A 20,829-nucleotide genomic window follows, 5' to 3' on the forward strand; every position below is an offset into this window, starting at 1 on the left:
GCAGCTTAAACGCTGCTTTTTTTGGTTTGCTTTACCTTGCTTAAAAGGGCAGTTCAAGGCCGTCATCAATGGCCCATAACTTGGTTTTAAAATCTTGTTGAATACGTTCCAGTGCCGCTTGATTGTCTGCATCAAACCGTATCACCAAACACGGTGTTGTATTTGAACAACGCACCAAACCCCATCCATCATTATAATCAGCCCTGATGCCGTCAATCGTGGTCACTTTGGCATCTGGGAAAGTCGTATTTTCTACAAACTTTTCAATGAATTCGTAATGCTCACCTTCTTTCATATGCACTTTCAATTCTGGCGTACTGATACCTTTAGGCAAAGTATCAAAAACTGCTTGGGGCTCATCAGATTCTTGGTCAAGTATTTCAAGCAAACGAGCAGCAGCATAAATACCATCATCAAAGCCAAACCAACGCTCGTTGAAAAAGAAGTGTCCACTCATTTCACCTGCCATGGCTGCATTGGTTTCCTTAAGTTTGGCTTTCATAAAGGAATGTCCCGTTTTCCACATGATGGGCATACCACCGCTCTTGACAATAAACTTGGGCAGGTGTCCAGTACATTTGACGTCAAAAATAATTGAAGAACCTGGCTGCCTTGTCAATACATCTTTAGCAAACAGCATCATCAAGCGATCAGGGTAAATAATTTCACCTGATTTGGTCACAACCCCTAAACGGTCACCGTCTCCATCGAAAGCAATACCTAAATCTGCATCTGTTTGTTTCATTGTGGCAATCAAATCTTCTAAATTTTCAGGCACACTGGGATCTGGGTGGTGATTAGGGAAGTTTCCATCTACTTCACAATGCAAGGGAATCACTTCACAGCCAATCTCTTCTAATAACTCAGGCGCAATACCACCGGGAATACCATTGCCACAATCGACAACAACAGTCGGTTGATTTTCTAGTTGAATATCTGAACTGATGTGATCAATATAATCATCTTCAATATCCATTTCTTGGTAGGTACCTTCACCCTCTTTCAAATCACCAGCAACAATTGCCTTATACAAATCTTGAATCAATTTGCCTGCCAATGTTTCACCATTCAACATGATTTTCAATCCATTATAATCAGCTGGATTGTGGCTGCCTGTCAACATCACGCCAGATCCCGTTTCTAAATGATGAGTTGCAAAATAAAGCACACCTGTTGGTACTGCACCAATATTGATGACATCACAACCTGATTTTTTCAATCCTGCAATCAATGCATCTAATAATATGGGTCCAGATAACCTGCCATCCCTAGCCACCACTATTTTATGACAACCTCGATTGATGTTTTCCGTGCCTATGGCTTGACCAATTTGCTCAACTGTACATTCAGTCAATGTCTTATCAACGATACCCCTAATGTCATACGCTTTGAATATGCTTTGATCAGGTAATGCCGCTTTTTTCTCTAATTCTTTTTCCATTAAAATATTTTTTGTGTCTTGTGGTAATGATTTGGATGCCGCTGCCTGAACAGACTTAGGCACATAATGTTGCTTGCCTTTTTCTTTGGCCACTTGAGCTTTTCCTGCATCAAATGCAATTTTTCTTTTTTGATACACCATCAGTGTCAATAATATGCCGGCTATAAATGACACAATGGCACTGATTAAGCCCAGCTGCATAAAACCCAGTTGCGGTTGTTTTACACCATAAGATATATAAAAGTGAGAGCCAGGTACATTGACTTCCTTCCTGGTATAAGATACACCATCGTCCTTTTGGCCCCAGTGCTGTAATGTGATGTTACTCCAATCTCCAGATTTTTGTAATAATGACAAAGTGCCATTGCCTGCGCTTAACTGTTTCGTTTTATCAATAATAGCACTCACAGGATAGCTAATGACTACATACGACTCATTTGGTTTTTGTATATAAACATAATTTAAATATTGATTCTTTTGGCCATACAAGTGTATTTCAGGCAATTGCTCCTTTTGATTTTTACTGGTGGTTTTAATCATGTCCAAAGTCGCAAAATTGATACCAGGAAACTCAGTATCAGGCTCAATTGCCGTGACAGGTTCTACCACACGCACAACACGTAAATTATCAGGAATGGCCTTTTCTAATAAATTGACAATTTGATCAGAATCTGGGTTGTGGTTGATCACATTCCTTGCCACATCATCAATTTGTTTTAATTGACTGCTGACATAGTCGAATATCTCTTCACTTTCAGAAGCTAAAAATGACAAGGTGGCTTTTTCTTTGACGTTACTGTATATGATGTAAGCAAAAGTTGCCGTTATAATCAAAGCCAAAGCCAAAGCCGTATTCCAAAGTGACCCAACGGTAAAATCCACACCCTCAGGAATCACTTCCAAATTTAATTTAATTTTGGGTGTGAGGCCTTTCTTTTTGCCACTGTCTTTTGAGGCATCTCCTTCTTGTGATACTGACTCAAAAACTTCATTGTCATCTACCAGCTCTTCCACCATTTCTTCAGGCTTTTCTTTGTCTTTTTTCCCAAACATCAATTCACCCCTGTATGACCAAAGCCTCCTTCGCCTCGATCAGATTGATTGAAATCGTCCACCACATTCAGGTTTGCCTGTACCACAGGTAAAATAACCAATTGAGCTATTCGGTCACCTGCAGACACCTTAAAATCTTTCTTGGATCGATTCCAACAAGAAACAAACAATTGACCTTGATAATCAGAGTCAATCAAACCCACCAAGTTACCCAATACAATACCATGTTTATGTCCCAAGCCAGAACGAGGTAGAATAACAGCAGCCAACTGAGGATCTTTGACATGAATCGCCATCCCTGTGGGAATCAATACCGTATCACCCGCAGTGACCGTTAATTCTCCGTCAACACATGCAATTAAGTCCAGACCAGCCGAGCCCTCAGTTCCATATTGAGGCAAGCCAAATTCATTTTTTAAGCGGTCATCCATTATTTTGACATCTATGGTTTTCATGATTCCAGTATATTTGTGCAATTTGGCCAATGATTTTAAAGCAATTTCTATGATAACGCCAATGTTATAATTTCCTACACGCCAGTAGGAATTCATTGACAGAGAAATCAGTAATATTTTGGCACAATGTGGCAATTAATTCATTTTGGGTGCCCCATGTTGTCACAACACAATACACTGATGCCAAGAGAAAAACTTTTAAAGTATGGTGCTGCCACACTTTCTGATGCTGAGTTATTGGCTATTTTTTTGCGAACTGGCACCAAAGAAATGCCGGTATTAATCCTTGCCAACCACCTCATTTCTTACTTTGGCAGCTTACATGCCATCATAAAAGCCAGTCCAAAACAATTCATTAACATCAAGGGTTTGGGGCCGGCCAAATATGTTCAAATTCAAGCCGTTAATGAATTGGCCACACGAAGCTTAAAAACAGAGGTTTCTGAAAAGCCGAGTTTCACAGACCCCGATTTGGTACGACGCTATTTGCTTAATCATTTTGAACAAACAGCATTTGAGCGATTTGCCTGCTTGTTTTTAAACAGCAAAAACCGGCTAATCACATTTGAATATTTATTCACAGGAAGCATCAGTCAGGCGCAGGTTTATCCTAGAACAGTAGCACAACAGTGTTTGAAATTTAACGCCGCATCGGTTATATTCGCCCACAACCATCCCTCAGGTGATGTGTCTCCCAGTGAATCAGACAAGCAGTTAACTCAACGACTGATAGAAACTTTGCGCTTAATTGATGTCAAAGTGCTTGATCATTTTGTCATAGGCAGTGACAAATGTTTTTCAATGGCTGAACATCAGATGTTATAATCTTGAGGATACATATTTCAATCAAAATTGAGACCGCAAGTGTTTTTTGGATCAAGACTAAACCCCGTAGCAAGAGCAGAAAAGTTCATCGAAAAAGGCAAGTACCTTAAAGCCATGAAATTGCTGCACAAAACCTTTCAAAAATACCCCAACAGTTTGGATTTGGCTCGATTACGTTTTGAGTATGGTAAATATATTCCTTTTGATGATTCGCATCATGAAGCAGCCATTGATTATTTTAACTTAGAAATGCAATTCGATGTCTCTGGCGACAAAATACATGCCGATTTTGTCAAATACATGACGACCACACAAGGTCGCATTAAAATAGATGATGAAACATTAATAAAACTTTCTATCGTTTTTGCTTCTCATGGTTTTGAAAATAATGCCATATACATCATCAACCAAATGATGAGAAAAGAATGCACCAACCCTAACATGGTGGACGCATTGGTTGCGATGATTAACTATTTAGATGAAAAACAAGATTCTAAGAAAGCTGAAAACTACGTCAATTACTTAAAATGGCATTTCAAAGACCATGAAATGACGGAATACATTGACTCCAAGCGATAGGTTTCACTGAGTGAACAGCAATAATTGACATCCAGATACTGGTGTTAATTGTAACCTACATTCATTTTGAGTTTAAAGCCACCACATTATCTACTTGGCACTTTAAAAACGCATTAATCTGTCTGCGCATACCTGGCACATCCAATCCGGCTTCTTGTAACAACTCTTCTCTCGAGCCATGGTCTTGAAACAGGTCAGGCAAACCCAAATTTAAAACCCGAACATTCAGCTGTAACCTTTGCACCACTTCATTAACAGCGCTTCCTGCACCACCCATGATGACATTGTCTTCAACCGTAACCAGACAGTCGTGTTTGGCTGCCATTTTAACGATCATGTCTTCGTCTAAAGGCTTGATAAATCGCATATTCACTAAACTGGCATCCAATTTTTGAGCCACAGTTTCTGCCACATCCAGCAATGCGCCAAATGACAATATGGCCACTTCATTGGCACCTTTGCGAATGCGTTGTGCTTGGCCAATTGTTAATGCCTGCATTTCATGATGAACGGCTGCACCGGGACCTGTGCCACGCGGGTACCGAACCGCAGCCGGTCCTTTACTCTGGTGACCGGTATACAACATTTGACGGCATTCGTTTTCGTTACTTGGCGCCATGACAACCATATTGGGCACACAACGCAAGAAACTCAAATCTAAATTACCTGCATGCGTCGCACCATCAGGTCCAACCACCCCACCACGGTCAATGGCAAAAAGCACATCTAAATTTTGTATCGCCACATCATGAATTAATTGATCGTATGCACGCTGTAAGAAACTCGAATAAATCGCAACCACTGGCTTAACGCCTTCACAAGCCATGCCAGCTGCTAAAGTCACAGCATGTTGCTCTGCAATGCCCACATCGAAATAACGCCTTGGGAATAATTTGGAAAACTCTACCAAGCCAGATCCTTCTCGCATGGCAGGCGTAATCGCAACCAATTGATTGTCCAAACGAGCCATATCACAAATCCAATTACTGAATATGCTGGTATAACTTGGCTTGGAAGGCTTGTTACTGGGCACTATACCCACTTCCGGATCAAACGTTCCAACAGCGTGGTATTTGATGGGGTCTTCCTCTGCCGGCTTATACCCTTTACCCTTTTTGGTAATGATGTGTAACAACTTAGGACCTTGAATTTCTTTTGCAGTTTCCAAGGTTCTGGTCAACAGTTCCACATCATGACCATCAATCGGCCCCAAATGATGAAACCCCAACTCTTCAAATAAAGTGTTGGGTACAAACATGCCTTTGGTGTGCTCTTCCCAGCGTGACATGAATTTCCACAACCAAGAACCACGCCGCATGATGCGTTTTGACTTTTCTCGCATGCGGTTATAAGTCCGACCAGAGACAATCTTAATCAACATTTTGGTCAACGCGCCCACATTAGGTGAAATTGACATTTCGTTTTCGTTCAAAACCACCAACATGTTGGTATCAAGCTCACCACCGTGGTTCAGTGCTTCATACGCCATACCTGCTGTCATGGCACCATCGCCAATAACAGCCACCACATCACGTGTTTCACCCATCACTTGACTGCCCAAAGACATGCCCAGTGCAGCTCCGATTGAAGTCGAAGAGTGGCCTACACCAAAAGTGTCATACTCGCTTTCACAACGTTTTGGAAAAGGTGACAAACCACCTTTTTTCTTGATACTTTGTAAGCGATTTTTTCGTGCTGTCAAAATTTTGTGCGGATAAGCTTGGTGGCCCACATCCCAAACAATGCGATCATGCGGCGTGTCAAACACATAATGCAATGCCACAGTCAACTCAACAGTACCCAAACCCGAACCAAAATGACCGCCACATTGTGATATATTGTCTATTAAAAACTCGCGCACTTCATCCGCCGCTTGAGGCAATTGTTCAACCGTCAGCTCACGTAAATCCGCAGGTTTGTCGATTTGGTCTAACAGTGGGTATTGCTTATCCATAATGATTGCTTGCTCTGCCTTTCCTTATTTTGATTTTCCTTGGTTCGCCACAGCTGCCATGGCTTTTTCAACCGCAGCTTGGTCGCCCAAATAGTAACTTTTGATCGGCTTCAAATCATCATCCAACTCATAAACCAAAGGCATGCCAGTGGGAATATTGAGTTTTAAAATGTCAGTTTCTGAAACATCATCTAAATACTTCACCAAGGCGCGTAAAGAATTTCCGTGCGCCGCAATGATCAATTGTTTTCCCGCTTTCAAATCCGGAACAATTTGCTCATGCCAATAAGGCATCACACGCTCAACACAATCTTCCAAGCATTCGCCCAATGGCACCTGTTCTTTGGTTAAATTTTTGTATCGGATGTCATCGGCAGCGTTGCGTTCATCTTCCCAGTCTAATTTGGGCGGTGGTGTACTGTAGCTTCTTCGCCAAATCAACACCTGATCATCACCGTATTTCTTAGCAGTTTCAGCTTTATCCAAGCCTTGCAGTGCACCATAGTGACGTTCATTCAAACGCCAAGAACGCTCAACAGGCAACCACAAACGTTCCATTTCATCTAAAGTAATCCACAAAGTCCTCATGGCACGCTTCAGCACAGAGGTATAGGCTTTATCAAATTCAAAGCCAGCTTCTTTCAGCACCACACCTGCTTGTTTTGCCTGTGCACGACCTGTATCAGTCAATTCCACATCCTTCCAACCGGTGAATTTATTGGCTAAATTCCACTCACTTTCACCGTGTCTTAACAGCACCAATTTAATCATGAATTCATTCGAACGTTTAAAAGGGGCATTATATCATGCAGGCGGACTTGAACCAAAGCACCAACAGTATTTCCCATACGCTATTTTTATTAGCACGTCAAAAGCAACATACAACCTATCAATCTAAACGGTTCAATCCTATCAACTTCAATTCAGCATCCCTTAAGGACTTCAACAGTGCTTTACCACTTGACTCCACCACAAATTCACCATACTGCGCGGCATCATACTGCTTGCGCTGACCCTCTTGAAAAAAGAAAGTCTGGGCACCAATTTGATATTGGTTGTGCTTGAACTTATATGCCAGCTTGACTTGATTGTGGCCTAAATCTTGCCCTTGATAAAAACTGTTGAATGTGGCGACTTGATTGTCCCCTACATCCAAAACCAACAACCCCGAATAATCTTGTTGTTCTTTATTTTCTCTGGCCAAAACTTGTGAGATGGCAAAGCGCAGCCGCATATAATCACCTTGCATTAATGACCTGGGGTCAACCGGTGCCAGGGCCAAATAGATTGACTGGCCATTTTTCAACAAGCGCTCTTTTTGCCACACGGCATGATTAACAGCAACAAAGCTCAAAAGCACGCTGGCCAACACCACTTTACGACTCATGGAGACAAACAGTTGCTGTTTTTCATGTTGTTCATCAGCTTGCTTTGATGGTTTTATTATCCAGTAAATAAACAATAACAAAGCCCCCAAAACCACCAAAGACAGTGATTTGATGAGTAAGGTTGCACTTAAGTCATAATAAAACCAAGAAATAAATCCTAACGCAGCTGATACACCTAAAACTTGAAGCCAACGGTTTTGTCTTGCCACACCTACCATCAACATCAGCAATGCTATTGCTAAACCAGATACAAAAACAGCTACCACCAAAACCAAAATGACCGCTGATATTTTTTGAACTGCTGTGGTCTGCCATTGTGACCTGTTCTCCTTGGCAATCAGGAACAAGACATACAAAAGCAGCGCTCCAGTGAGCACTTGGCTGAGCAGTTGTATCTGATTCAAGTAATCCGCATGAATTGGACTTTTACCAAATAAGCCATACCAATGCACATTTGAAATTTGAGTTCCACTCATTAATAACAGCACCACAGTCAAAGCAACAGCAAAAGGGCTTGCCATGGCATGCCAATCACGCCAACTTTCTCGGTTCATCCACAACCAAACAAAGACACCGGCCAACACAACCGTAACCAAAGGTAAATAGGTAAAAATAAACAGACCATAAAAAGCCGCAGCCATGGCAAAAAGCGCACTTAACAAACGGTGTAAATAATCAGACATCAGGAAAAACAACAGCACTTGATACATGGCCAACCAGATCAAAGGTGCTCGGTGACTGAAGCCCAAACCATCAAACAAAGCCACAGCAACAGCCAGTTGTCCAGCCAATGAAAACACCAAAACCATTTGAGATATAAAATCAGATGCTTGTGCTTTGCGATAGACCAAAAATGCGGGCAAGCTCAATAACACACCGACCACACCTGCAGCCATTGCATTGTCAAACAGTTCAAACAGCCCCAAGGCCAAAAAACCCAAGATAAACCAAGAAGCCAACCAACCTGAAAAACCATGTAACAATCTGATATACCAAGGCTTGCCTTCTTCAACACTGTTAACAGGAGTTTGTGTCGTGGTGGTCATACCTGCATTTGTTAATTGCTGCCATAAACCATCACTCATGATACCTCTCCGCTGCGTGGCCCTTGACCTTTCAGCAACATCAACCATTTTCCTGCGAATACTGACATACCAATCACGGCCAAACCGATCACCAACAGCACGCCAAAATCGTCGAAACTGTCAAGCAAAACTTTTGATAAGAATGCGGTGATCACGACAACCATCATCAGGCTCCACAACGCCAGCAAAGCGACATCCAATAACAACCAGCGATAATACGCGAAGAACCCACCACTGGTGATTAAGAACACCAACACGCTCAATGACGTATTCATACCCTTATCAAACAAAGCGGCCATCCCCACCGCCAGTACCAACCACAAAAAGCCAAATGCAAGCAATTGTGCTGCCCAGCGGTGCGATAACTTTAACCATTGAGTTGATAGTTGTGATCCAGTTAATGACTCCAGCAACATCAATAAACCTGCATTCAAAGCGATGAAACTGAACAACCAGGCTTGTTGATTAAAAACCAGTCCAAAGACTGATGAATTGACCTCTTGATACAAAGACAAAGACAAATTGAGCAACAAGCTCAACAGCACCCACATCACCTCAAAACGGCTGACCACAACCAACGGCATGATTAATAACGACCAAATCGCAAACAACTGCCAAGGGTCGGCACCCGTTTGGTAAGTTTGTCCCACCAATGCCAACCATGCACCTATCAACAAGGCCATCATCAACAGCAATGCTTGTCGTAACAATGAACGCCCAGCCAACCTCAAATACACGATTGTTGATACCAGCAAAGCACCTTGAATCAAAGCAAACTTAGTGAACCTCGACATGCCATCCCAATTGAAGGCAAAGAAAAAAATCACGCCGCTGGCCAAAGCTATCACACCCGCAAATAACAAAAAGTATTGGGTGAATTGTCGCCAATCAGCAAGACCTGCCTGAACGCCTGCCAACACCTTTGCCTCATCCTGACGTTCTACATCAATCAATCCTTTCGCTATCCACTGATAAACAACTTCATTTCGCATGGTAGTTTATTTTCTTTAAAAACAACATCATACCGATACTGCAAAGATTATTACAGCGAAAAATAAAATCAATCTATTCAGATAAAATTCATCAAATTTTTTTATAATGCGCTGCACTGTGCAGATGAGAAAGCTGCCGCAGTGATTCAAAACTTTTAAAACAAAAGGAAAAAAACATGATAAAAAAAATCGTCACCATCGGCCTATTGGCCAGCTCATTAAGCGCATTCGCACAAGAAGCACCCAGTCGCTCATATTTTGAAATAGGGTATGGCGTTTTAGACTCAAGCAGCAGTCCGAATCTTTGGCATATTGACGCCAATCATGCCTTCAGTGAGCACTGGACTTTTGGTGGAGAGTTCTTTAATTTAAGCAACAATGGCTTTGATCTCAACCACTTTGAGCTTAATTTTGGCTACGTCAATGACATCAGTGCAAACACCGACTTCTTCACTCGTATTCACGTCGGCCAAGAAGACAGAAAATTCCTAGATTCGGCTGTTTATGGATTGGCACTTGGTACAAGGTCATCATTGGGTGAACGATTCGAATTACATACAGAATTAAAATACAATGAAATTGAAAAAGCCAGCAACGGATATTTTTTTGCTGAACTAAAAGGTGTTTACAAGTTTAATGAACAATCAGGCTTGGCCTTGGCTGTTCAAAGCTGGGATGGCGATGATGCCGGTTTTGAATTGTCATACAGACATTCATTCTGATCAGTCAAACACAGCAAAAAAGCCAGGCTTGATGCTTGGCTTTTTTATTGCTTGTGATTTTATTTTTTCTTGGCGTTTTTAAAGGCATCAGCCAAAGCACCGCCGAAAGCGCTGTTTTGGGCTTGATTCTGACTGTGATTTGAACGGTTATTTCTTTGTGGTTTGCGACCATGTGTTTGGCCTTTTGAATCCGACTTCTTAGCAGGCGCACTTTGATTGCCCGATTTGGCTGTCAATGAAATGCGCTTTCTGGCCACATCGACCTCTAAAACACGCACCGCCAGCACTTGACCTGTTTTCACCACATCCGCAGGGTCTTTAACGTACTGATCGGCCAATTGTGAAATATGAACCAAACCATCTTGGTGTACACCAATATCAACGAAAGCACCAAAAGCAGTCACATTGGTCACCACACCTTCTAAGCGCATACCTTCTTCTAAGTCACTGACCTTGTGAACTTCATCATTGAACGTCGCTGTTTTAAATTCACCACGCGGATCACGACCCGGCTTTTTCAATTCATCTATCACGTCTTTGATAGTAGCAGTACCAAACTGATCAGTAGCAAACTCAGCAGTATTCAAACCCACCAAAGCAGCCGACTGGCCAATCACTTCAGTGATGCTTTTGCCCACATGGCTTAATATTTTTTGTACCAAAGGGTATGCCTCAGGGTGCACGGCAGATTGATCCAAAGGTTCGTCACCGCCACGGATTCGCAAGAAACCAGCACATTGTTCAAACATCTTCGCACCCAAGCGTTTCACTTTGAGCAATTGCTTGCGGTTTTTGAAGCTACCGTTTTCATCACGGAAATTAACAATTTCATTGGCCACAGAATCTGAAATACCTGCCACATACTTCAACAAAGCAGCAGAGGCCGTATTGACATCGACACCGACGGCATTCACACAGTCTTCAACCGTGTTGTCCAAAGCTTTTGATAACTGCACTTGGTTGACATCATGCTGGTATTGACCGACACCAATTGCCTTGGGATCAATCTTCACCAACTCCGCCAAGGGGTCTTGTAAACGACGTGCAATCGAAACCGCACCACGGTAAGACACATCCAAGTCAGGAAATTCTTTGGCAGCCATTTCTGAAGCCGAATACACCGAAGCACCGGCCTCAGATATCATGATTTTCTGCGCTTTTATTGCAGATGCGCCGTCTTTGTTTTGCTTTAACAACTCCGCCGCCATCTGGTCGGTTTCACGCGAAGCCGTACCGTTGCCAATGGCAATCAAATTCACGCCATGTTTGATGCACAACTTCGAGACAATTTGTTTGGCTTGTTCCCATTGATTTTGTGGTGCATGAGGATAAATCACAGCCGTATCTAACAGCTTACCATTGGCATCAATCACCACCGTTTTCACACCGGTTCTGAAACCTGGATCTAAGCCCAAAGTCACCTTGTCACCCGCAGGTGCCGCCAATAACAAGTCTTTTAAGTTGCGATTGAATACCTCAATCGCAGCTTCATCTGATTGCTCACGTAAATGGGCCGTCAGTTGCAAATTCAATTTCAACAACAACTTGGCACGCCAAGCCAGTTCCAAAGTGCGCTTCAACCAAGCCGAAGATTCAATGTCCCAACCGGTATGCACCACCAAACGCCCAATGGCAGGGTGCACCACTTGGTTCTCGTCCAGTATCGAATGGTGATCAATATTCAAAGACAAAACGCCTTCATTGCGTCCACGCAACAAAGCCAATAAACGGTGTGATGGAATTTTATTGACTGCCTCTGAGAATTCGAAATAATCTTTGAATTTTTCCGCATCCTTACTCTTTTCTTTACCCGTCATCACTTTGGAAACTATCACGCCATCGGTCCACAACCAATCACGCAAATCCTGAATCAAGTCCGCCTCCTCACCCAAATTTTCCAAAGCAATCTGACGCGCACCATCCAAAGCCGCAGCAGCATCATTCACATCATGCTCAGGATTCAAATATTTTTCGGCCAACGTTTCAGGTGTGATTGAAGGCTCTGCCACCAATGCTTCAAGCAAAGGCTCTAAACCAGCCAGTCGTGCTTTTTGAGCCTTGGTCTGACGTTTTTTCTTATATGGTAAATACAAATCTTCCAAACGCGTCTTGCTGTCCGCAGACATGATGGCAGTCTTTAAAGCATCGGTTAATTTACCTTGTTCCTCGATCGCTTTAAGGATGGTGTCACGGCGGTCATCCATATCACGCAAGTAACCCAGTCGTTCTTCTAAATTACGCAACTGCGTGTCATCCAAACCACCCGTCACTTCTTTACGGTAACGCGCAATAAACGGCACCGTGTCTCCGGCATTCAACAATTCAATGGCAGCCTGAACCTGCGCTTCCTTGGCAGCAATTTCAGGGGCAATAAGGGCTATATGTTGGCGATTAATTTCCACAAAAAAACGTCCGATTTTTTAAAACGGCACATTCTATCACAGGAATATTTCACCTCATGACAGCTTTTTAACAGCTGACTTGTACACCGGCTTTTCAAGCTTGGTGTATAAAAACAATGACATAAGGACAGTAAGCACCACCACAGTTATATAAAAGACCAGTGCCAAGCCCTGGTCTTTAAACCACTGGCTCATGCCAGTGGCCATTACTGCATTGATGACAATCATGTGTAGTAAATACAAGGTATATGAAGCATCACCAAACTTTTGTAACCACACAGGTAGAATCAATTGACGTGTTTCAAGCAACAACAAATGCAGTAAACAAGCTGAAAACAAGCCAGCAGTGAGAACACGCGTTACACCCACAGCCAAAATACCCCAAAGCACAAAAGCCGCCATTGAAAGTGACACCAATACCAAAGCACTTTTAATATCAATGTAGTTTTTCAACCGATTCGCAAAGCCATAAACAAAATAACCCAAAGCAAATTCCATCAAAAAGTATGAAATAAAGAAGTGGTCTTGATCGGATAACAACGTGCTGACCGCAGATACCAGAAACATCACAACAACGACCCAAAGCCTGTACTTAGGTAACAAGAACAAACTCAATGCGATGATCAAATAAAAGTACAGCTCATAAGTCAATGACCAAGCCGGCGGGATGATCAACTGTTCTTGAACTGGGTTAAGCAAAAGAAAAGATAAAACCAAATTACCAGTACTTAGAAATTCAGGCTGATAAACCACAAACAAAAGCAACATCAACAAAAACATCGGCCAAAACCCAAGATAAACCCGTAACAATCGTTTAATTGCAAATGATTTCACTGAATCCAAGCCCACTGATAATCCCCCAGAAGATTGTGCCATCACATATCCACTGATGACAAAAAACACATCTACACCAATATAACCAATCGAACAGACGGCTTCATACCAAGTGCTTTCTAAGCCTAAGAAGTTAAATACTGGAAGCAGGTGAAAAAGAAAAACAGCCAAAGCTGCCCCCCCGCAAAGCTTGTAAGTTGTGGATTTTGTGCATATATTTTCTTGATTAATGTATCGACAGTTTAACAGAAAGAAGCCTGTTTAAGACAATCAGCTTTTTTCTAATAGATTGAATTTGCATCAAGTTTTAAGCCACCTGAATTGGTATTAAACGAATTCATAAGTTATACTCGATTGCTTTTTTCCACACCTCAACATGAAACAACTGCTCACTCTGATTTCGCTGCTGATTTCACCACTAATCCTTGCTGCTGAACTTTCAATAACAAAGCCAGATGCCTGGGTTAAACCCAACGCCATTCCAACAGAATCATTCCAGCCATTTGGCACGGAATTCAGGGCCTCTACCCTTTTAATAGACAGACAAATCTTCAGTCATCAAGGTGACGACGCGACTTATGTCAGGTACATTAATGGAGTGAACAATGAAAATGGATTGAAAGACATAGGGAAAATTGAACTTGATTTTCAACCAGAGTATGAAAAACTAAAAATCCATGCAGTGGTTATTCACCGTGATAACAAACAGATTGATGTACTCAAAGACCATGAATTTGAAATCATCAGACAAGAAAGAGAGCTTCAAAACCAGCTCTACTCAGGAACAAAAACTGCATTATTGGTGATAAAAGACCTGCGCGTGGGAGACTTCTTAGAGCTGGCTTATACACGTACTGGGAAAAATCCAATTTTCAGTGACCATTTTTTTGGCCAGTACCAAATGAGCTGGTCGATTCCAATCAAGCACAATTATTTAAGGGTTAATGTTGAGCCTAGCAGAAATCTTCAAATCAAGAACCACCGACATGACTACACTTACAAAACAAGCACAGAAAATGGCATCAAATCTTATGTGTGGGAACAAAACAATGTGCCAGCTGAAGACATACAAGACCAAACACCATTGTGGTACCTTCCATATGGAATGATAGAGCTTTCAGAATTCTCATCATGGAAAGGGGTTTCTGAGTGGGCAAGCCAGGTGTTTAAAGTCGACCCAGAATTCAACTCTGAATTAACCGACTTGGTTCATACTTGGTCAAAGCTGCCAACAAAAATGGAACAAGCCAGTGCTGCCACACAGTTTGTTCAAAACCAAATCAGGTATTTTGGTATTGAAATTGGCATCAATTCACACCAACCAAGAACACCACTTGATACCTTCGAAAGTAAATTCGGTGACTGCAAAGATAAAACCATTTTACTTCACTCCATTTTAAATAAATTAAACATAGCTTCAGTGCCTGTTCTTGTTTCAACAGAAAGACAAGAAGGGCTCTTGAAATTACTGCCCAGTCCAGGTGTTTTCAATCATGTGATTTTAAAAATCAATCATCAAGGCACTACATATTGGGTTGACCCAACCATCAATAACCAAGGCAGTTTATTGACCCATATTGGCGAAGCCAATTATGGCGTTGGGTTAGCTACCGCTACCGGCGCTGAATTAGAGACCATGGATTTTGTTCACCCTGAAACTGAACAGAAACAAATCAAAGAAACATTCACTGTAGTAGACAAAGACATCACAACATTGTCGGTAAACAGTGAGCACCAAGGTTTCAACGCTGAAGACATGAGAAGGGTGTTGAACGACATTTCACATGCCGAGCTCAAAAAGAATTTTGAATCCTTTGTCAGTAAATTGTATGGCTTTGCCAAAATTCATAACGACTTAAATTTCCAAGACAATCAAGAGCTCAACTTGATAACTCAAAATGAAAACTATGACATCAAAGACATGTGGCAAGAAAGCGGCAAACATGTTTTTGCGGATTTTGTCGCATGGGCAATTTCAAACATCATAGACACTCCCACTCGTGTTATAAGAGACACCCCACTGGCACTGGCTTATCCAGTTAACATAAAACACGAGATCAACATTCGAGCAAACACGGCTGTGCCTAAAGTGGAAGTAAAAGACCTAGAAGTCACCTCAAAATACTTACATTTCAAAAGATCAATATTCAGAAATAAAGGCAACATTCAAATTTCTTTCGAACTCAAAACCAGAGAAAAACACGTCCCAGTTGAAGACGTCAACCAACACATCAAAAACATCAAGAAGATTAAAGATGCCTTGTATTTCCGGGCTTTTCTGGCACTGGCATACGAAGAAAAAATGTTAGAGAAAGAAGATGAATTAAAAAACATGCTACAAAACATGATAAAAAATAAAAGCGGAGAGAAAGGGTGAACTTTAAAACCATAATTCAAATCATTTTGTGCTGCCCATTTATAGCTGCGGCGAACTTGACTACCACTGTCACAGATGCAAGCTGGGAAAGTTTCAAACAAAGAGAAGAAGTTAACTTAATGGGCTTTATGGTGAATAACAAAGTCACCATCAATAAAGATTTTATCAACATAGACAGCTGCAAAGAACAAACCCCGCAAATTACTGCCAAAATCAATGAAGGCTATCATTCTTTGGCACTGCACAGGGCTGCCATGTTGTGCCACATTGCCCTAGGCGAAGAAGCCCTTGCCAATCAACATCAACAACAGCTATTGAATTTGGCCCAATTAATTTGGGATGAACAAAATAAACACAACGCTGAACACCCCATGTGGATCAGTGATGTTTATTCTTCATATACCCTGTTAGAGCTGTTGGGCTATGATGTTGTTGATGGCGCCATTGCAATCAACAAGAACAAAGCCATTCTGTCTGTCTACGCACTGAAAGATGAAAATTTTCAACAACCCTTCTACTTTGACGTGTCACACTTTGTAAAGAAATACGACACTTATCAATCCCAAAGACCAGATGTAGACTCAATTAACCAGCAGGTATTCTCAGAACAGTTAGCACACTTCCCGGCCATCATACCCATGGCAATGGATGGCATGAGCGAAGCCATGATTACAGTTGGTAATCTGATGATTCAACACCTCAACAAATTCCCAGGATATTATCCTGACGCCATGTCAATGTTTGAACAGGCTGCCACTGATGGCAGTCCCATTGCTCAATATGCTTACGCCAACAGGGTGTTTACAGATTTAAACGAAAAAGAGTACCCTAAGGCCCATGACTTTCTGAATGAAGCGATGCAAGCAAAGTTAATCAACGCTTTTGTGCTCGCGATTATTGTCCGTGAAAACGAAAGGGGCATTTCTAAAGACCAAGATACCATTGATGCTTTATTAAGTGTGACTCAAATCAAGGGAAAGAAAAACGGCCTTTTGGAACACCAAATATTCACAATATTCGCTAACAAAAATGGCAGCTGGTACGATGAAGAAAAAGCCAATCATTACCTCAAATTGGCTGTAAAACAAGACTATGTTCCCGCACTTATTTCACATGGAGTAAGAGAAGGCAAACATTCAAAGTCTGTAAACCCCCATTACGAAAAAGCTGTAGAACTGGCAGAAGAACCATTGGATTACTTGAGGTTAGGGCTGGTCTATTTGATGGGTTCAAACACATTACAAGACTCGGATAAAGGCATGGAACTGCTTTTAAAGGCTGGGGATTCCGGATCAGCTGCCTCGAACAATTTCCTTGGCTTGGTTTATGAAGACAAAAAAATGGGTTTTTTTGATTTAAACAAAGCATTTGAAGCCCATAAAAAGGCGGGTAATTTAGGCGATAAAGAATCAGAATACACAGCAGCTAATTACCTGATCAAAGGCATTGGTACAGATAAAGACACTGAAAAAGGCCTGTCAATGATGGAAAAATTGGCTAAAGAGGGTTCTGACGAAGCCGCACTCTATTTAGGCGCTTTATATCAACAAGGCATTTATGTGGAACAAGACCATGAATTGGCAAAAAAATATTACAACAGAAACACCAAGTTTTGGCACAAAACGCAGTTAAACCAATTGTTTTTTGATACCCCTGGTTATAAACCAGCCACAGAAAGTGATGACTATACTGAGTGGCTGTTATCCCATGTTGAAAACAATAAATACGCCAGATTTCAATACATATACCTGTTACTCCATGAACAACCTATTTTAGAAAATGCTTACCATAAAAAATGGTTAAAAAAGCAAGGTAAGGAGGGAATGCACCAAGCTTATTATTTCTTGGCTGAACTACAAAAAAATAAGAAATCCGACAGAACGGTAATGTCCCTGTACAAAAAGGCTCATGACAAAGGGAATTTAGATGCCACTTTCGAATTAGCCAAGTTAATGAAAAAAAACAAAAAGGATGGCTGGCTTCAACTGTTAAATAAAGCCGCCCAAGACAATCATATCGGTGCCATTATTCAACTGGGAAAACACCACAATGACAAATCCAGCCCAGAGTTCAATCAAGCCAAAGCCATAGCCTACTATCAAAAAGCTTATGATTTAGGTGCTCACACCGTTGCTTTGGATTTAACAAACCTGTATTTGGATGATGCCAAAACTGAATCGGTAGAAGCCGCAGTTAAAACCTTAGAAACAATGGCCAAAGACACCAATTATTCTAGGCCAATAAGAAACTTAGGTGAAATTTTTTCCAACAATAACTTTGCAGGCTTCGACATCCAATCTTCTATCAAATATTTTATACAAGCCGCTTCACAAGGAGATGACTATTCTCAAATTCAATTAGGAAAAATTTTCCTTTGGGGTAAAGACATGCCACAAAACTTTGATTTGGCCAGGTTCTTCTTTTCAAATGCAGCCGAGCACAATGAGCAAGAAGCCTTGTTTTGGTTGGGTCTGATGCATGAGCATGGTTGGGGGTTCGATCAAAGTGCTGAACTGGCAATCACTTTCTATGATGAAGCAGAAGGTATTTATCAATCCACCGCCATTAAGAACAACCGTTCATTGTTAATTTGCCAAAACAGCAGTGACAAAAAGTTAATAAAATCTGCACTCAAGGAAATGAAAACACTGTCAAAATCTTCGCAAACCGCTGCTTTTAATTTGGGTTGGATGTATCAGCACGGCTTATGTACCAAAGCCAGTATTCAAAAGGCACAAAAACAATACCAAATTGCTGCTGAAATGGGTTCACCTTATGCCCAACAATGGTTAGCTGATTGGATCAAAAGCAATCCCGAAGCCAAAACATCGCTGAACCATGAAACGTTACTTCAACAAGCGAAAAATGGCTTCAAAAAGTTAAAATCGAATGCTGTTCTGACCGTTTTAATGCCTGTTCCTAACAGCTAAGTTTTTGGTGCTTATGAAGATAAAAAGATTAGCTCCGGCATACTTGGAAAGTCTATTCTGTCTCAAGTACAATAACGACTTTGAAAACACAGATAAATCCCATGGCTGAATACATTTATACCATGATGGGCGTGAGCAAGACCGTGCCGCCCAATCGCGAAATCATCAAAGACATTTCCTTGTCGTTTTTTCCGGGTGCCAAGATTGGTGTTTTGGGTCTGAATGGCGCGGGTAAATCAACCGTGCTGCGCATCATGGCAGGTCTTGATACAGAATACCAAGGTGAGGCCAGGCCACAACCGGGCATCAAGATTGGTTATTTGTCTCAAGAACCCGAGTTAGATGAGAGCAAAACCGTTCGTGGCAATGTCGAAGACGGCATGGGCGATGTGAAAGATTTGTTGACCGCTTTCGATGACATCAACAATAAATTCGCTGAGCCCATGAGCGATGATGAGATGAATGACCTGTTGGCCAAACAAGCCGAATTACAAGAACAAATCGATGCCGCCAACGGTTGGGATTTAGACCGCACCATGAACATGGCCGCAGAAGCTTTGCGCTTACCGCCTTGGGATGCCGAAGTGAAAAACCTGTCTGGTGGTGAGAAAAGGCGTGTGGCCTTGTGTCGTTTGTTATTGTCTTCGCCTGACATGTTGTTACTCGATGAGCCGACCAATCATCTGGATGCCGAAACCGTCGCTTGGTTAGAACGCTATTTACATGATTTCACCGGAACGATTGTAGCGGTGACGCATGATCGTTACTTCTTGGACAACGCCGCTGAGTGGATTCTCGAATTAGACCGTGGTCACGGTATCCCATGGAAAGGTAACTACACCTCATGGTTGGAACAAAAAGAACAACGCTTGATCCAAGAGTCAAAACAAGAACAAGCGCACATGAAAACCATTAAGCAGGAATTGGAATGGGTTCGCTCGAATGCCAAAGGCAAACGCACCAAGTCCAAAGCCCGTTTGAAACAATTCGAAGAACTGCAATCTAAAGAGTTCCAAAAGCGCAATGAAACCAGCCAAATTTACATCCCACCGGGGCAGCGTTTGGGCGAGTCCGTTATTGAATTCAAAAACGTTTCCAAAGCTTTTGGTGACAAATACCTGATTGATGACCTCAGCTTCAAAGTGCCACAAGGTGCCATCGTTGGTATCATCGGCCCTAATGGCGCAGGCAAATCAACTTTATTCAATATGATTGGCGGCTCTGAGCAGCCTGACGAAGGCAGCATCGACATCGGATCAACTGTGGATCTGGCTTATGTGTCACAAAGCCGCGAAGATTTGGGTCACGACCGACCTTTATTCGAAGAGGTCGCTGACGGTGAAGAAATCATCAAGATTGGCAACTACACGGTCCCCGCGCGTGCGTGGCTCAGTCGTTTCAACTTCAAAGGCGCAGACCAACAAAAACTGGTCAAGCACTTATCTGGTGGTGAACGCAACCGCTTGCAATTGGCCAAAGTATTGAAAAAAGGCGGCAACGTACTGTTACTCGATGAACCGACCAATGATTTGGACGTGGAAACTTTGCGTGCATTAGAAGATGCCTTGTTGAACTATGCAGGTTCTGTCATGGTGATATCGCATGACCGTTGGTTCTTAGACCGCATCGCGACGCACATCTTGGCCTATGAGAACAATTCACATGTAGAGTTCTTCGAAGGCAACTACACCGAATACGAACAGGATTACAAAAACCGCCACGGTAAACAACTGCAACCTGAACGCATCAAGTACCGTCCTTTGAAAAAATAAAGCCTATACAAAGCACACAC

General features: G+C 42.0%; 14 protein-coding genes. 6 read left to right on the forward strand and 8 right to left on the reverse strand.

Annotated elements, in window-relative coordinates:
• Positions 1-40 precede the first annotated feature (40 nt).
• Together FET73_RS15470 and dut are read right to left on the reverse strand one after the other, a co-directional pair.
• Positions 41-2,494 carry a phosphomannomutase/phosphoglucomutase gene (locus FET73_RS15470; protein ID WP_343032263.1) on the reverse strand — a complete coding sequence of 818 codons (2,454 nt, stop codon included), beginning with the start codon at positions 2,492-2,494 and terminating at the stop codon, positions 41-43.
• Entirely contained in the window at positions 2,494-2,949 is a 456-nt protein-coding gene (gene dut, locus FET73_RS02665) for a dUTP diphosphatase (RefSeq protein WP_154223068.1), read from the reverse strand. Before dut ends, FET73_RS15470 begins: the two co-directional genes overlap by 1 nt.
• Before the next feature lie 180 nt (positions 2,950-3,129).
• Between dut and radC the strand changes: the two genes are divergently transcribed.
• Both radC and FET73_RS02675 read left to right on the forward strand, forming a co-directional pair.
• Entirely contained in the window at positions 3,130-3,774 is a 645-nt protein-coding gene (gene radC / locus FET73_RS02670; RefSeq protein ID WP_246172635.1) for a RadC family protein, read from the forward strand.
• Between the two features lie 114 nt (positions 3,775-3,888).
• Entirely contained in the window at positions 3,889-4,353 is a 465-nt protein-coding gene (locus FET73_RS02675; RefSeq protein ID WP_154222360.1) for a hypothetical protein, read from the forward strand.
• Between the two features lie 61 nt (positions 4,354-4,414).
• Here FET73_RS02675 and dxs read toward each other — a convergent pair whose 3' ends face one another.
• The 4 genes from dxs to FET73_RS02695 all read right to left on the reverse strand — a co-directional run bounded on the left by dxs (position 4,415) and on the right by FET73_RS02695 (position 9,772).
• Entirely contained in the window at positions 4,415-6,307 is a 1,893-nt protein-coding gene (gene dxs / locus FET73_RS02680) for a 1-deoxy-D-xylulose-5-phosphate synthase (RefSeq protein WP_154222361.1), read from the reverse strand.
• A gap of 24 nt (positions 6,308-6,331) precedes the next feature.
• Entirely contained in the window at positions 6,332-7,078 is a 747-nt protein-coding gene (gene gpmA, locus FET73_RS02685; protein WP_154222362.1) for a 2,3-diphosphoglycerate-dependent phosphoglycerate mutase, read from the reverse strand.
• Positions 7,079-7,196: 118 nt separating this feature from the next.
• On the reverse strand, positions 7,197-8,780 hold the full coding sequence (locus FET73_RS02690; protein WP_179952066.1) for a GDYXXLXY domain-containing protein: 1,584 nt from the start codon (positions 8,778-8,780) through the stop codon (positions 7,197-7,199).
• Positions 8,777-9,772, reverse strand: coding sequence for a DUF2157 domain-containing protein (locus FET73_RS02695; protein ID WP_154222364.1), 996 nt, complete (start codon positions 9,770-9,772; stop codon positions 8,777-8,779). The genes FET73_RS02690 and FET73_RS02695 overlap by 4 nt, the downstream gene beginning before the upstream one ends.
• A 176-nt stretch (positions 9,773-9,948) precedes the next feature.
• Between FET73_RS02695 and FET73_RS02700 the strand changes: the two genes are divergently transcribed.
• A complete protein-coding gene (locus FET73_RS02700) occupies positions 9,949-10,494 on the forward strand; it encodes a hypothetical protein (protein WP_154222365.1) in 546 nt (181 codons plus the stop codon).
• Between the two features lie 59 nt (positions 10,495-10,553).
• Here FET73_RS02700 and FET73_RS02705 read toward each other — a convergent pair whose 3' ends face one another.
• On the reverse strand, positions 10,554-12,896 hold the full coding sequence (locus FET73_RS02705) for a helix-hairpin-helix domain-containing protein (protein WP_179952067.1): 2,343 nt from the start codon (positions 12,894-12,896) through the stop codon (positions 10,554-10,556).
• A gap of 54 nt (positions 12,897-12,950) precedes the next feature.
• Positions 12,951-13,901 carry an acyltransferase family protein gene (locus FET73_RS02710; protein WP_179952068.1) on the reverse strand — a complete coding sequence of 317 codons (951 nt, stop codon included), beginning with the start codon at positions 13,899-13,901 and terminating at the stop codon, positions 12,951-12,953.
• A 205-nt stretch (positions 13,902-14,106) separates the two neighbouring features.
• Here FET73_RS02710 and FET73_RS02715 point away from each other — a divergent pair, with 205 nt between their 5' ends.
• The 3 genes from FET73_RS02715 to ettA all read left to right on the forward strand — a co-directional run bounded on the left by FET73_RS02715 (position 14,107) and on the right by ettA (position 20,809).
• Positions 14,107-16,107, forward strand: coding sequence for a DUF3857 domain-containing protein (locus FET73_RS02715; protein ID WP_154222367.1), 2,001 nt, complete (start codon positions 14,107-14,109; stop codon positions 16,105-16,107).
• Positions 16,104-19,037, forward strand: a complete 2,934-nt coding sequence (locus FET73_RS15475) for an SEL1-like repeat protein (RefSeq protein ID WP_154222368.1) — start codon at positions 16,104-16,106, stop codon at positions 19,035-19,037. Before FET73_RS02715 ends, FET73_RS15475 begins: the two co-directional genes overlap by 4 nt.
• Positions 19,038-19,138: 101 nt before the next feature.
• Positions 19,139-20,809, forward strand: coding sequence for an energy-dependent translational throttle protein EttA (gene ettA / locus FET73_RS02725; RefSeq protein ID WP_154222369.1), 1,671 nt, complete (start codon positions 19,139-19,141; stop codon positions 20,807-20,809).
• The last annotated feature ends 20 nt before the right edge of the window (positions 20,810-20,829 follow it).

This window comes from Marinicella rhabdoformis (assembly GCF_009671245.1).
GTDB lineage: Bacteria > Pseudomonadota > Gammaproteobacteria > Xanthomonadales > Marinicellaceae > Marinicella > Marinicella rhabdoformis.